The following is a 13,684-nucleotide window of genomic DNA, read 5'->3' as shown; positions in this document are numbered from 1 at the left end:
AGGAGGAAGGCCCAAGGAGCCTTTAAGTCTATTCCTCCGAGGTCCTTGAGCCGGGCTCCGAGGGCGAGGGCGAGCCCGAGGCCGAAAAGAGCTGCGGCGAGGTAGAGCGTGATAAGGATCCCTCCTTTGCTGCGATGTAGGCTTGCCGGTCACGCCAGATGGGGTTTTGCTCCCAAAGCTGGGTGAAGAGGCGGACCAGGTCGGGGTCAAACTGGCGGCCGGAGTTTTCTTGGACTTCCTTTAGGGCTTCTTCGGGTGGTAGCGCCTCCCGGTAGGGGCGCCCGGCGGTCATGGCCTCGTAGGCGTCCGCCAGGCCCACGATGCGGGCCTCTTCCGGGATGTTGTGCCCGGCAAGGCCCTTGGGGTAGCCCCGCCCATCCCAGCGCTCGTGGTGGTAGAGGATGACCCGGTAGACCAGGTCGTCAAAGGCCACCTTCCGGGCGGGAGAAAGGAGTTCTACCCCCTTTTGCGGGTGGCTTTGGATGAGGGCGTACTCTTCGTCCGTGAGCTTTCCGGGCTTTAAGAGCACCGCTTCGGGGATGGCGATTTTGCCGATGTCGTGGAGCCTAGCCGCCCGGTAGATGTCTTGGGCCTTGGCTTGGTCCTTGTAGAAGGCTAGGGCCAGGTCCCGGGAGATGTCCGCCACGCGCTCGGAGTGGAAGCGGGTTTCCTGCTCCTTGGCCTCTAAAGCGTTCATCAGGACTTCCAAGGTGGTATCAAAGGCCTGTTCTAGCCTGACCTTCTCATCCCAGTAGAAGCGGCTGTAGTAGAGGGGGATGAGGAACATGAGCACGGTCCACCCTCCCCAGTTGCCGATAAGGGGCGTTTGGTAGGCGCGGGCGAGGAGGAGGGCGAGGGGGGAGAGAAGGAGGTAGCTGAGAGCGAGCCAATGGTAGTTTCGTTGCCAGATTTCCCGGAGGGGTGTGCCACTATCCAAGTGAATTATATAAGTTACCAATCCAGTATTCACGGCGAAGAAAACCAGGGCACTTAGAGCAATGCCAACTGCTGCACTTAGATTCCAACTTCCTAGCCAGACGGGATTTTCCTGCAAAAAAGCCCATACCAGAGCAGCAAAGGCTGTGGCAACCCCATCTTGCGACCGGTTAAAAAGTTGCTTATACCAAGCCTCACTTCCCCACTGGGCGAGGAAGGCCAGTAGAGGGGGAAGCCAGGGGGGACTGATGGCAATGAGGGCGAGGGCAAAAAGGAATAGCTGAGACATGCTTGCGCTGAGGGGGAGTCTTACTTCCACCCGGACAGACCAGAACAGGAGTAATGCCCAAAACGCTATTTCCCAAGAGGATAAGGTGAGGGGTTTTTCGGAATAGTGTGCGAATAAAAGCCCAACAGAAACCAGAAAGCTAAGAAAGACGGCTAGCACAAACGCCAAAACTTTAAAGGAAGGCAGCTCCAGCCGCCCGGCTACCTTAAAGAAAAAAGCCCCCTGTACCCTCATTCCAAGATAAGCTTAGCACAACGGGGGGCTTTATCAAGCAAAAACAGCCAGCGCAAGCTGGCTGTTTACTTCCAGTGGGTGCTCGCTCCAGCCGCAAGCCCGAGAGCGATCAGAGAGCCGATAAGCGTCAGAACCTTAGCGATCAGCTTCTTCATCTTCATCCCTCCTTTTCCTTAGCTTCCGGGGGGTCGGCCCCGTTTGCTTGTCTTTCACTTTAGGAGGGTCTGTCAACACTGTCAAGAGGGGAAGAATAGGTATCTCTACGATAAAAAATGCCACTACTGCCACAAAAGATTGGAACTAGTCAGATTTATACTACCCAGCCTAGCACAAGGCCCGCCAGCTGGGTAGAGGTCCTGGCTTGGGGGGGGAACCTTCCGGGTTGGGGGGGAATACCTGAGGAACAACAAAGAGGCCCGTGGGGCTAGCTACCCCACGTGGCCCAATGGCCCGCTTTAAATGCAACCCCAGAATACACCGGCAATACCCAAAAAATGCCAAATCCGCCGAAAATTTACTGCCCCAAATGCACACCCGGAATTAAGGAATTTGGTTGCAGGTTCCCACCCCCTTCAGGGGTAGTTTAGCAAAAGGTGGGCTCGGGCAACCCGTGCAAAAGAAAACCGCCCATGAGGGCGGCTTGTGGTGCCGAGGGGCGGAATCGAACCGCCGACACTGCGATTTTCAGTCGCATGCTCTACCAACTGAGCTACCTCGGCCTGGCGGCCCCGACGGGACTCGAACCCGCGATCTCCCACGTGACAGGCGGGTGTGTTAACCAACTACACCACGGGGCCTAGAGGTTTTGCCGGGTCGGGGGCGTCCGACCGGGCACTTAGGATGATAGCCGGGGGAAGGGGAAGTGTCAAGGTTAACCTGGAGCGAGGTCTTCGCCTTTCACCGCACCCGGCGGGGGATTGGTCGGCGAAGCCTCCTGGTGGACCGGGGAGAGTCGGGGTACCGGAACGTTTTCCTGCCGGATGGCCGCATCCTCTACATGGGGGAGGGGAGACGGGGGCACCAGGAGCCCCTGGGGGGCAACCTGCGGCTTCTCCGAGCCCACCAGGAGGGGACGCCCTTGCGGGTCTTCCTGCGGGAAGCGCCGGGGGCCTGGCGGGAGCTTGGGTGCTACCGGGTGGAGGGGTGGCGCTACGCCCTTTTGGAGGAGGAGGGGCGGTACGTGTACTGGTTTACCCTTGCGCCCTGTAGATGCGAAGGAGGCCCTTGAGGGTTAGGTCCTCGTCCACCAGGTCAAAGGAGGGGCAGAGGTCCTTGAGGGTGCCGGCAAAGCCCCCGGTGGCGATGACCAAGGCCTCTCCCGCCTCTTCCTTGAAGCGGCGCACCATGCCCTCCACCAAGGCGGCGTAGCCCAGGACGAGCCCCGAGCGCAGGGCGTCCAGGGTGTTCTTGCCCACCACCCCCTTGGGGGGTACCAGGTCTATGCGGGGCAGTTTGGCGGTGCGGGCGGCGAGGGCGTCGGCGGCGGTCTGGGGGCCGATGGTGATGGCCCCGCCCAGGTAGCGGTTGGGGGCTTCCACTAGGTCAAAGGTGGTGGCGGTGCCGAAGTCCACCACGATGTAGCGGCCCGAGGGGCTTGGGTAGCCCAGGGCCCCCACGGCGTTCACCAGGCGGTCCGCCCCCGCCTCTTTCGGGTTATCTATGAGGACCTCGAGCCCCGTGCTCTCGGCGTCCACTACCTGGGCCCGGATGCCGAAGAGCTTTTCTATGGCCTCCTTCATCTCCCGCTCCACCGGGGGGACCACGCTGGAGAGGAGGGCGGCCTTGGGGGGTGGGAGGCCGTCCAAGGAGAAGAGGTTTTTGAGAAGGACGCGGTACTCGCTTTCCATCCGCATCCGGTCGGTGTGGATGCGGAAGTGGGCGATGAGTTCCTCCCCGGCGAAAACCCCGAGGGCGGTGGAGGTGTTGCCGATGTCCACGGCGAGGAGCATCTAGCCTTCCTCTCCCCCTTCCCAGGGTTCCAGGACCACGCGGGTGGTGATCTCGGCGTTGAGGCTAGCGGATACGGAGCAGTACTTGGTGTGGGAGAGGTGGACGGCACGTTCCAGGGCCTCGAGGGTCACCCCTGGCCCCGAGGCGATGTGGGTCACGGTGATGTGGGTGTAGCGCCGGGGGTGGGTTTCCGCCCGCACCCCCTCCACCTCCACCCGGTAGCGGGCGAGGGGCTGCTTCTTCTTGCGCATGATGTCCACCACGTCGTAGGCGGTGCAGGCCCCCAGGGCCATGAGGAGGAGCTCCATGGGGCGGGGTCCGGTGGCGGGCTGGTCCCCGTCAATCATCACCTTGTCCCCTTGCTCGTTCACCCCCAGGAACCGGTGCCCCACGATGTTATGGACCACCACCTTCTTCGTCATGAGCAGGATTTTACCAAGCCCTCAGCTTTGCCGCTAGAATGGGCGTGAATGCGGGTTTTCCTTCTGGTTTTCCCCCTGGTATGGAGCCTGGCCCAGGCCTTCCCCCGCATTGGGGTGCACGAGGGTTTTACCCGGCTCGTGTTTGACCTACCGGGGAAGGAGGTGGCCTACACCTTGTCCCAAGAAGAGGGGCTTTTGGTCCTCCTCTTCAAGGGGGTGGGCGCCGAGGCCAAGGACCAGGTGGTGAACTCCCAAGAGGTGGCCTCGGTCCAGACCGTCCCCGAAAAGGGGCAGGTGCGGGTTCTGGTGCGGCTGAAGGCCCCGGTGGAGGTGGCGACCCATCGCTACAGCGACCCCGAGCGCCTAGTGGTGGACCTGAGCCTTAAGTCCTCCGCCCCTGCCCCCCCCGCCAAGCCTGTGGCCCCGCCCAGCGCCAAAGCGCCCAAGCCCCCTCGGCCCGTGGTCCTCCTGGACCCCGGCCACGGGGGGGTGGACCCGGGGATGGTGGGGTACGTGGTGGAGAAGGAGGTGGTGCTGGATGTGGCCCTTCGCCTCAAGCGGCTTCTGGAGCGGGAGGGGATAGAGGTGCGCCTCACCCGGGACAAGGACATGCACCTTTCCCCGGACAAACGGGAGGACCTCTCCCGGCGGGCGGCCATGGCGGACAGCTCCCAGGTTAACCTCTTCATCTCCATCCACGTGAACGCCACCCCCACCCGCACCGCCCAGGGGGTGGAGGTCTTCTACTTCGGCCGGGCCCAGGACCCCCGGGTCTTGAGCCAGGTCATCCGGGAGAACGGCGGGGGGGATATCGGCCAGAGGCTTACCCGGGAGGCCCAGAGCGTTGCCGAGCGCATTCTCACGGACATCGTGGCCCAGGCCAACCAGCGCTATAGCCAGCGCCTGGCGGAAACCCTGGGGCGCAAGCTTTCCCAGGCTACGGGAAGCCCTTACCGGGGGAGCTTCCCCGGCGATTTCTTCGTCCTCCGCTATGCCAAGGTGCCGGCGGTGTTGGTGGAAATCGGCTTCGGCGACCACCCGGTGGAGGGGCGGAGGCTCGCCGACCCCGCTTACCGGGACAAGGTGGCCCAGGGGCTTTTGGCAGGGGTCCTCACCTTCTTGGCCAACGGGGCCTTCGTCCGCTAGAAGGGTAGGGCCTCCAGGGCTTCCTTGGCCGTGGGGAAGCGCTCGGCGGGCTGCTTGGCCAGGAGGCGCTTTAAGAACGCCTCCTGCTCGGGCTCGAGGCCGGGGATGGGGGGGATGGCCCCCTTGAGGTGTCCCCAGAGCACCTCCTCCGGGGCCCCCACGAACGGGTGCTCTCCCGCCAGGATCCAGTACAGGATGACCCCGGCGGCGTAGACGTCCGCCTCGGGGCCGGGGCTTTGCCCCAGGACCTGCTCGGGGGCCAGGTAGGGGAGGGTACCCACCCGCAAGGGCTTCTTGAAGGCCTCCAGGGCGGGTCCCGAGAGGTCAAAGTCCACCAGCCTGGCCTCGTCCGTGCCCGCCACGATAATGTTTTCCGGTTTCACGTCCCGGTGGACCAGGCCTTGCGCGTGCATGTGGGCGAGGGCGGAGAGGAGCTGGCGGAAGACGAAGAGGGCCCTTTTGCGTTCGGGCCGGCGGAGCATCCAGCGGCCCATCTCCTCCCCGGGGGCGTAGGCCAGGAGGAGGGCGGGGCCCTCCTCCAGGTCCAGGGCCTCGAGGACGGGGTTGATGTTGGGGTGGGAAAGCCTTTGCCCCACCCATAGCTCCCGGTCCCTGCGGGCCTCTGCCCCCTTGGGGAAGACCTTGAGGGCGTAAGGGGTGCCGAAGCGGTCAAAGGCCAGGAAAACGCTCGCCAAGGCTCCCTGGCCCAAGAGCCGTATAACCCGGTACTTTTCCAGGAGCACCTTCCCGGTAAGGCTCACCCCCCTCACTATACCCGCCCCTCACCCCTTTCACCTGAAAGCCGGTAGGATTTTCCCGTGCGCGGGCTTGCCCTTTCAGGCGGCGGGGCCAGGGGCCTCGCCCACATCGGGGCTTTGGAGGTCTTCCTGGAGGCGGGGCTGGACTTCCAGGTGGTGGCGGGGACCAGCATGGGGGCCATCGTGGGGGCCCTGTTCGCCGCCGGGCTTTCCCCAGGGGAGATCCTCGCCATCGCCCGCAAGACGCCCTGGCTTGGCCTCCTGGGCCTTTCCCCCAGGGAAGGGATTTTCTCCCGGAGGAAGCTCAAGGACTTCTTGGCGGAGCACCTACCCCCCACCTTCGCCGAGCTAAAGCGCCCCTTGGCGGTGACGGCGGTGGACGTGCGTTCGGGAAGGCTTCTTTTCCTCACCCAAGGGGACCTGCCGAGCGCCGTCTTGGCCTCCGCCGCCTACCCGGGGCTTCTCGCCCCGGTGGAGCGGGAAGGGCGGCTCCTCTTTGACGGGGGGGTCTTGGACAACCTGCCCGTGGACGCCGCCCGCCTTCTGGGGGCCACGGAGGTCTACGCCGTGGACGTGACCCCGGAGCGCTCCCTGGAGGAAAGCCCCCGGGGGCTTCTGGCCTTGGCCCGGCGGGCGGTGGACCTGATGCAACTCCACCTCACCTCCGTGCGCTTAAGCCTTTACGCCCCCGAGGTCTACGTGCGGCCTAACCTTCCCGGGGTGGGTATAGAGGATTTCCGCCGCCTCGAGGAGATCGCGGAAGCGGGGCGGGAGGCGGCAAGGCGCGCCCTTGGGGGTAGAGTAGGAGGGGTATGAAGGCCTTTTGGGAATACCTTTTCAAGGAGTGGTTCCGCCAGGTGGGGGAGGCCCTCCTGGTGGCCTTTTTGGTCACCACCTTCGTCTTCACCACCGTGGGGGTGGTGGGCCAGAGCATGTTCCCCACCTTGAAAAATGGCGAAAGGGTCCTGGTGCCCAAGTGGGAGACCTGGCTGGTGCGCTTTGGCCTTAGGGAGTGGCGCCGGGGGGAGATCGCCATCCTCAAGCCCCCGGAGGGCACTCCCTACGCCACCGCCCGCTTCCCCGTGCTAGGCTTTTCCTTCCGGGCCTTCTTCATCAAGCGCATCGTGGCCGTGCCGGGGGACGAGGTTTACGTGGAGCGGGGGGTGGTGTACGTGAACGGCACCCCTCTGGACGAGCGCCACATCACGGACCACCTCTCCCCCTGGCCCGACTCCTTTCCCGGGGTCTGCTACAAGGACGGGCGCATGACCCGGATCATCACCCAGCAGGGGGACTTCGCCGTGGAGCTCCTTCCCGCCTACCTGAAGCCCCTGAGGGAGATGCTCCTTCCCCCATCCGAGGAGGTCCTGGCCCGAAGCCGCCTGGCCGAGGCCTGCGAGGTGGGCCGGATCAAGCTCAAAAAGGGGTACTACTTCGTCCTGGGGGATAACCGCACCCTGGGGGGCAGCGAGGACTCCCGCACCTTCGGCCCCGTGCCCGTGGAGGCCATCGCTGGGCGGGCGAGCTTCGTGTGGTGGCCCCTCTTCGTCCGGGACGAGGGAGGCTTGCGCCTGAACTTAAGGCCCCTTTCCCCGCCTGCGGCCTACGGGCTTAGGTGAGGACGGCCACGATGAGCCTCCCGGGCCCGTGGACCCCCTTCACCATCACCTGGCCGATGTCCGCGCTCTTGGAGGGGCCCGAGTGGAGGCCGAGGGCGCTGGGGAGCGCTTTTAGCTCCTGGAAGGCCTGAAGGAGGGTGGGGTAGACCCTTTCCCCCTCCACCAAGACCAGGTGGGTGGGGGGAAGGAGCTGGGCCTTGCGGCCGTCGGCGCTCGTGAGGGCCAGGGTGCCCGTCTCCGCCACGGCGAAGAGGGCCTGGGAAACCCCTAGGGGGGCTTCCTCCGGGGGGAGTTCGGGAAGGCCTTCCCGGAAGGAGCGGGGCACCTCCCGGCCGAAGGCCACCCCGGGAAGCCCCTGGGCGAGCCCGTCTAGGAGGGCCTTGGCCTCCTCGGGGGAGAGAAGGTGGCCCTCGGCCCCGTTCTCCGCCAGGCGCTTTAGGAAGAGGGGGATGGGGTCCTCGGGAAAGGGCAGGTGGGGGTGCTCGGGGAGGAGGGCCTTGGGGCGGCCCTCCAGGGCCCTACGCACCCGGTTTAGGATGCGGGTTCTAGCGTCCATGTTCCTCCTTAAGTTCCTTCCAGAGCTCGTGGAAGGGCTTGGGGCTGGGCTTTAGGGGGCCTCTTCCCTCCGTCCAGGCCCTGAGGAGGGGGAGGAGGTCCTGGGGGAGGGGCAGGCCCCTGAGGGCCTTGGAGAAGAGGCGGTAGAGGGCGGGGCTTTCCATGACCCTGCGGTAGGCGGCGAGCATGGCCCGTTCCCAGGCGGGGCTTAGGCCCTCTGCCACCGCCCGGTGGCGCCAGGTGAGGAGGAGCTTGGGGATGGGGATTTTCACCGGGCAGGCCTCGAGGCAGGCCCCGCAGAGGGTGGAGGCGTAGGGGAGGGGGTACGCCTCCTCCAGGGAGAGGAGCCCGGGGTCCAGGACCGCCCCGATGGGGCCGGAGTAGACGTAGCCGTAGGGGTGGCCCCCGGTTTGGCGGTAGACGGGGCAGGCGTTGAGGCAGGCCCCGCAGCGGAGGCACCTTAGGGTCTCCCAGGCCTCGGGGTCGGCGAGGAGGGCGGTGCGGCCGTGGTCCACCAGGACCACGTGCACCTCCTCGGGGCCCTCCTCCCCCTTTCGGGCGGGGCCTTGGATGAGGGAGACGAAGGTGGAAAGGCGCTGCCCCGTGGCCGCCCGGGCGGTGAGGGGGAGGAAGAGGGCCAGGTCCTGGAAGCGGGGGAGGAGCTTCTCAATCCCCACGAAGGCCACGTGGACCTTGGGCAAGGAGGTGGAGAGGCGGATGTTCCCCTCGTTCTCCATGAGGGCCAGGGTGCCCGTTTCCGCCACCAGGAAGTTGGCCCCGCTAATCCCCAGTTCGGCGGTGAGGAACGCCTCCCGCAAAACCTTGCGGGCCACCTGGGCCAGGGCCTCGGGCGGGGCGTCCAAGGGGGTGCCGAAGCGCTCGTGGAAAAGCTTCTGGATCTCCCCCAGGGAGAGGTGAATGGCGGGGCCCACGATGTGGCTTGGGGGCTCCCCCAGGAGCTGGATCAGGTACTCCCCCAGGTCCGTCTCGTAGACCTCCACCCCTAGGGACTCCAGGAGGGGGTTTACCCCGAGCTCCTCCGTGAGCATGCTCTTGGCCTTCACCGCCCGCTTCACCCCGCGCCGCTCTACGATCTCCCTTAGGAGGCGGTGGGCGTCCTTCGGCTCCTCGGCGTAGTGGACCTGGACCCCGTTTTCCTTTAGCCGCTTTTCCGCCAGCTCCAGGTACTGGTCCAGGTGGCTCAGCGCGTGGTCCTTGATGGCCTTGGCCCGCTCCCGCCACTCGGCGATGGGCACCTCGGCGTAGGCCTTGAGGCGGTTCCTATCAAAGTGCAGGGTGGCCCCTGTTACCGCCTCCCGCACCCCAGGTTTTTCCCGGAGGAGCCTCGCCGCCTCCTTGGGGTAAAGCTTGGCCTTAGCCCGCATACGCCTCCCAAAGCAAGGTGGCGAGGGGCGCCACCTTTAGGCCCACCCCCTTCTTGGCCAGGCGCCCCGCCAGGTGCAGGAGGCAGCCCGCGTCCGTGGAGGTGAGGACCTCCGCCTGGGGCAAGGTGGCGACCTTGCGGTCCGCCATGGCCAAGGAGACCTCGGGGAGCTTCACCGAGAAAAGCCCCCCAAAGCCGCAGCACTCCTCCGCCGCCTCCCAGGGCACGAGCTCCGCCCCGGCTCCCTTTAGGAGAAGGAGGGGCTCCTCCCGCACCCCAAGCTCCCTCAGGGCGTGGCAGCCGTGGTGGTAGGCGATCCGCTTTCCCTTAAGCCCTTCCCCCAGCTTTTCCACCCCCAGGACCCCCACCAGGAAGGCGGAAAGCTCATAGGTCCTCTCGGCGAGGTCCAGGGCCTTTTGGCTTCCGGGAAGGAGCTCGGGGTAGTGGTTTTTCACCATGCTGGCGCAGCTTCCCGAGGGCAGGACCACGTAGTCCGCTTCCCGGAAGACCTCGAGGGTCCTTCGGGCCAAGGGCCTCGCCTCCTCCCAGTAGCCGGCGTTGAAGGCGGGCTGGCCGCAACAGGTCTGGCCCTCGGGGAAGTCCACCTCCACCCCCAAGGCCCTTAGAAGCCGTACCGCCGCCACCCCGGCCTCGGCGAAGAACTGGTCCGCCAGGCAGGTGATGAAGAGGGCTACCCGCATTTGCGCCCCAGTATACCTCCGCTCACGCGCCCTTCTGCCTCTGCCAAGCCGCCTTAAGAAGGGCGTCTCCCAGGGCCACCAGGGGGAAGGCTAGGACCGAGAGGCCAAGCCAAGGACCCGGGTAGGCGTGGTGGAAGGCCTGGGCCAAGGGGGAGGTGTAGGCGAGGAAGAGGAGAGCAAGGCTCGCCAAAAGGGCCCAGGCCATAAAAGGGTTGGTTTTGAGGGACAGGCGCCAAAGGGGATGAACGTCGCTCCGGCTCGCTAGGGCGTTGGCCGCTTGGCCGAAGACCACGGCGGCGAAGGCGCTTCCCGAGGCCGCCGCCGCATGGTTCCCCAGGAAGAGGACGAGGAGGAAGGTGGCCATGGTCCAAAGGGCCTCGAGGGGGCCGAGGACCCCCAGGGCCCTCAGGAGCACCTCCCGGGTCACTAGGCCGCTTTTGGGCGGGGGGGTTCGCATCACCGCCGCCTCGGGGGGTTCGGTGCCCAGGGCCAAGGAAGGGAGGGCGTCGGTGCCCAGGTCCAAGGCGAGGACGTGGAGCACGTTCAACGCCAAGGGGATCCGCCCCCCGGTGAAGGCCCAGGCCAAGAAGGGGAAGAGCTCGGCCACGTTGTCCGTGAGGTGGTAGGCGAGGAGGCGGCGCAGGTTGGTGTAGGTGGCCCGGCCTTGGCGGATGGCCTCGAGGATGGTGGCGAAGTGGTCGTCCAAAAGGATGATGTCCGCCGCTTCCCGGGCCACGTCCGTGCCCCTTAGACCCATGGCCACCCCCACGTGGGCCGTCCGCAGGGCGGGGGCGTCGTTCACCCCATCCCCGGTCATGGCCACCACGTGCCCCCGCGCCTGGAGCGCCTGGGTGATGCGGAGCTTGTCCTCTGGGGTGGAGCGGGCGATGACCACCTCGTCCCGGTCCACCAGGGCCCCTAAGAGGGCAAGGTCTTGGGGAAGTTCGGAGCCCAGGAGCAGCGTGGGGTTTTCCCGAACCAGCCCCACTTTTCGGGCCACGGCCAGCGCCGTGGCCGGGTGGTCCCCGGTGACCATGAGGACCCGGATCCCCGCTTCCTGGGCCAGGCGCACCGCCTCCGCCGCTTCGGGGCGGATGGGGTCTTCCAGGGCCAAAAGGGCGAGGAAGCGAAGCTCCCTTTCCGCCTCCTCGGCGGTGGCGGGGGGCGGGCCAGAAAGCTCCCGGTAGGCCAAGGCCACCACCCGATACCCTTCCTCTGCCCAGGCCTCCGCCTGGGCCAGGAGGGTTTCCCCCTGGGGCACCAAGGGGGCGATGGCTTCGGGGGCGCCTTGGACCACCAAAACGTTCCCGGCCACGAAGCCGGAGCGGCGCCGCCTAGGGTCAAAGGGGTAGCGGTGGACCACCGGGCCCAGGGGCTTCCCGCCCAAGGTCGCCCCCAGGCGCCTTAGGGCCTCCTCCAGGGGGTCTAACCCGGAGAGCTCCTCGGTGGCCAGGATGTCCGCCAGCACCTTGAGGTGGAAGGGGAGGGGGCCTTGGACCGCTTCGGGCCGCACCACGCCTTGGGGAGTGAGGAGGAGGCGGGCCTCGAGGCGGTTTTCGGTAAGGGTCCCCGTTTTGTCGGTGCAAATCACCGTGGTAAGCCCGAGGTTTTCCACCGCCTCCAGGCTCCGCACCAAGGCCTTCCGCGCCGCCATCCGCTGGGCGGCCACGGCCAGGGAAAGGGTGAGGGTGGGCACCAACCCCTCGGGTACCAAGGCCACCGTGACGCCAAGGGTGAAGACAAAAGCCTTGTAAAGGTCCAGCCCGGCCACCAAGAAGAGGACGAAGAAGGCCGCGCCAGCGCCCAAGGCCACCCAGGCGATGGTCTGCACCAGGCGCCGAAGCTCCTTTTCCAAAGGCGTGGCCTCCCGGGGAGGCGTCTGGCTGAGGCGGGCGATCTCCGCCAGGCGCGTGCGCCTTCCCGTTGCCACCACCTCCCCAAGTCCCTCCCCTCGGACCACCAGGGTGCCGGCCAAGACCAGGTCCCCGGGTCCAGGCGTTTCCGGCAGGCTTTCCCCGGTGAAGGCGGAGGCGTCCACCGCCAAGTCTTCGCTTTCCAAAAGGCGGATGTCCGCCGGGACGCGGTTGCCCAGGGTGAGCTTCACCACATCCCCGGGCACCAGCTCCCGGGCATCCAGGAGGCGGAAGCGCCCATCCCGCAGGACCATAACCCGCTGGGGCACGAGCTTGAGGAGCTCTTCTGCGGTGCGCTCGGCCCGGTACTCTTGCCAAAAGGAAAAAAGCCCGTTCACCCCGATGACCGCCAGGATGGCCACCGCCAGCTCGGGGGTGCCTGCCAGGTAGGCGAGCCCTGCGGCGGCCCAAAGAAGGAGGGCCAGGAGGTGGACGAACTGGCGCAGCAAAAGGACCCAGGGGCTAACTTTACGCCCCCGGGGGATCTCGTTGGGGCCGTAAACTTTTAGGCGTTCTTGGGCCGCGGCTTCGCTGAGTCCTAAAACGGCCATGGCTAAACCCAGGCGGCCATCTCTTTGCGGATCTTGAGGAGGGCTTCCACCAGGCGGTCCACGTCCTCCTTCGTGTTGTAGAGGTAAAAGCTCGCCCGGGCGGTGGCGGGCACGCCCAGCTTGCGGTGGAGGGGTTGGGCGCAGTGGTGGCCCGCCCGCACGGCGATCCCCTCCTGGTCCAGGAAGGTGGCCAGGTCGTGGGCGTGGAGCCGGCCCAGGGTGAAGGGGATGACCCCGCCCCGGTCCTCCCCTTTGGGGCCGTAGACCTTGAGGTCCGGCACCTCCTCCAGGCGCTCCAGGGCGTAGGCCAAAAGGGCCCGGTCGTGGGCGAAGACCCGTTCCATGCCCACCTCCATGAGGTAGCTCGCCGCCTCCCCCAGGGCGATGGCCTCGGCGATGGGCGGGGTGCCCGCCTCAAAGCGCTGGGGCGGGGGGGCGTAGGTGGAGCGGTCCACGTGCACCTCGAGGATCATCTCCCCTCCTCCCAGGAAGGGCCCCATGCCTTCCAGGACCTCATACCGCCCCCAAAGCACCCCGGCCCCCGTGGGCCCCAACATCTTGTGGCCGGAAAGGGCGAAGAAGTCTGCCCCCAAGGCCTTCACGTCCACGGGCAGGTGGGGGGCGCTTTGCGCCCCATCCACCACCATCAAAGCCCCCACCTCCTTGGCCCTCCTGGCGATCTCCGCCACGGGGTTAATGGTGCCCAGGACGTTGGACATGTGCACCACCGAGACCACCTTGACCCTCTCCGTAAGCAGGCGGTCCAGGGCGGAAAGGTCCAGCCGGCCCTCCTCGGTGAGGGGGATGGCCTTGATCCGGGCTCCCTTGAGCCCCGCCACCAGGTGCCAGGGCACAAGCCCTGCGTGGTGCTCCATTTCCGTGACCAGGATCTCGTCGCCCTCCTTAAGGTTCCTTAAGCCCCAAGCGTAGGCCACCAGGTTCAGGGCCTCGGTGGTGTTGCGCACGAAGATGATCTCCCTTTCCTCGGCGTTGAGGAAGCGGGCCATGCGGCGCCTTGCCTCCTCGTAGGCCTCGGTGGCGGCCACGGAAAGCCGGTAGGCTCCCCGGTGCACGTTGGCATTAAGCTCCTTGTAGTAGCGGTCCAGGGCCTCCAGGACCCGCTTGGGCTTCTGGCTGGTGGCGGCGGAGTCCAGGTAGACCAGATCCGGCCGCCCCGCAATCAAGGGGAAGGCTTCCCTTAGGCTGGTGAAGTCCATGCCTCCAGT

General features: G+C 66.3%; 13 protein-coding genes and 2 tRNA genes. 4 read left to right on the top strand and 11 right to left on the bottom strand.

Annotated elements, in window-relative coordinates:
• Positions 1–28: 28 nt before the first annotated feature.
• From LXN00_RS06730 to LXN00_RS06720, 3 genes are all read right to left on the bottom strand, one after another.
• Positions 29–1,459 carry an HD-GYP domain-containing protein gene (locus LXN00_RS06730; RefSeq protein ID WP_234506637.1) on the bottom strand — a complete coding sequence of 477 codons (1,431 nt, stop codon included), beginning with the start codon at positions 1,457–1,459 and terminating at the stop codon, positions 29–31.
• Positions 1,460–2,102: 643 nt separating this feature from the next.
• Positions 2,103–2,178 (bottom strand) — tRNA-Phe (locus LXN00_RS06725).
• A 1-nt stretch (position 2,179) separates the two neighbouring features.
• Positions 2,180–2,256: transfer RNA gene (locus LXN00_RS06720), tRNA-Asp, on the bottom strand.
• Positions 2,257–2,321: 65 nt separating this feature from the next.
• On the opposite strand from LXN00_RS06720, the gene LXN00_RS06715 reads away from it, so the two are divergent.
• Complete coding sequence (locus LXN00_RS06715) at positions 2,322–2,687, top strand: hypothetical protein (RefSeq protein ID WP_234506634.1); 366 nt, start codon at positions 2,322–2,324, stop codon at positions 2,685–2,687.
• Here the strand turns inward: LXN00_RS06715 and LXN00_RS06710 are convergent.
• Together LXN00_RS06710 and LXN00_RS06705 are read right to left on the bottom strand one after the other, a co-directional pair.
• Entirely contained in the window at positions 2,650–3,408 is a 759-nt protein-coding gene (locus LXN00_RS06710; protein ID WP_234506631.1) for a type III pantothenate kinase, read from the bottom strand. The two genes, LXN00_RS06715 and LXN00_RS06710, sit on opposite strands and share 38 nt — an antisense overlap.
• Positions 3,409–3,831: an OsmC family protein gene (locus LXN00_RS06705; RefSeq protein WP_234506626.1), complete on the bottom strand. Its 423-nt coding sequence runs from the start codon at positions 3,829–3,831 to the stop codon at positions 3,409–3,411.
• A 48-nt stretch (positions 3,832–3,879) separates the two neighbouring features.
• Here LXN00_RS06705 and LXN00_RS06700 point away from each other — a divergent pair, with 48 nt between their 5' ends.
• Positions 3,880–4,977: an N-acetylmuramoyl-L-alanine amidase family protein gene (locus tag LXN00_RS06700; RefSeq protein WP_234506623.1), complete on the top strand. Its 1,098-nt coding sequence runs from the start codon at positions 3,880–3,882 to the stop codon at positions 4,975–4,977.
• Here LXN00_RS06700 and LXN00_RS06695 read toward each other — a convergent pair.
• On the bottom strand, positions 4,974–5,747 hold the full coding sequence (locus LXN00_RS06695; RefSeq protein ID WP_234506620.1) for a serine/threonine-protein kinase: 774 nt from the start codon (positions 5,745–5,747) through the stop codon (positions 4,974–4,976). The two genes, LXN00_RS06700 and LXN00_RS06695, sit on opposite strands and share 4 nt — an antisense overlap.
• Before the next feature lie 48 nt (positions 5,748–5,795).
• Between LXN00_RS06695 and LXN00_RS06690 the strand changes: the two genes are divergently transcribed.
• Together LXN00_RS06690 and lepB are read left to right on the top strand one after the other, a co-directional pair.
• On the top strand, positions 5,796–6,551 hold the full coding sequence (locus tag LXN00_RS06690; protein ID WP_234506616.1) for a patatin-like phospholipase family protein: 756 nt from the start codon (positions 5,796–5,798) through the stop codon (positions 6,549–6,551).
• Entirely contained in the window at positions 6,548–7,354 is an 807-nt protein-coding gene (gene lepB / locus LXN00_RS06685; protein ID WP_234506611.1) for a signal peptidase I, read from the top strand. Before LXN00_RS06690 ends, lepB begins: the two co-directional genes overlap by 4 nt.
• Here the strand turns inward: lepB and LXN00_RS06680 are convergent.
• The 5 genes from LXN00_RS06680 to LXN00_RS06660 are packed head-to-tail and all read right to left on the bottom strand — an operon-like array spanning position 7,347 to position 13,675.
• Entirely contained in the window at positions 7,347–7,910 is a 564-nt protein-coding gene (locus tag LXN00_RS06680) for a LutC/YkgG family protein (protein ID WP_234506609.1), read from the bottom strand. The two genes, lepB and LXN00_RS06680, sit on opposite strands and share 8 nt — an antisense overlap.
• Positions 7,900–9,294, bottom strand: a complete 1,395-nt coding sequence (locus LXN00_RS06675) for a LutB/LldF family L-lactate oxidation iron-sulfur protein (protein WP_234506606.1) — start codon at positions 9,292–9,294, stop codon at positions 7,900–7,902. Before LXN00_RS06675 ends, LXN00_RS06680 begins: the two co-directional genes overlap by 11 nt.
• Positions 9,284–9,994, bottom strand: a complete 711-nt coding sequence (locus tag LXN00_RS06670) for a (Fe-S)-binding protein (RefSeq protein WP_234506603.1) — start codon at positions 9,992–9,994, stop codon at positions 9,284–9,286. Before LXN00_RS06670 ends, LXN00_RS06675 begins: the two co-directional genes overlap by 11 nt.
• A 22-nt stretch (positions 9,995–10,016) precedes the next feature.
• Positions 10,017–12,458, bottom strand: coding sequence for a cation-translocating P-type ATPase (locus LXN00_RS06665; protein WP_234506600.1), 2,442 nt, complete (start codon positions 12,456–12,458; stop codon positions 10,017–10,019).
• Between the two features lie 2 nt (positions 12,459–12,460).
• Positions 12,461–13,675, bottom strand: coding sequence for a cysteine desulfurase (locus LXN00_RS06660; RefSeq protein WP_234506597.1), 1,215 nt, complete (start codon positions 13,673–13,675; stop codon positions 12,461–12,463).
• Positions 13,676–13,684 lie beyond the last annotated feature (9 nt).

Origin of the sequence: Thermus brockianus, from assembly GCF_021462505.1 — a bacterium.
GTDB classification, from domain to species: domain Bacteria; phylum Deinococcota; class Deinococci; order Deinococcales; family Thermaceae; genus Thermus; species Thermus hydrothermalis.
The sequence above is the reverse complement of the archived record's forward strand: the minus strand, read 5'-3'. Positions and strand labels throughout refer to the sequence as shown.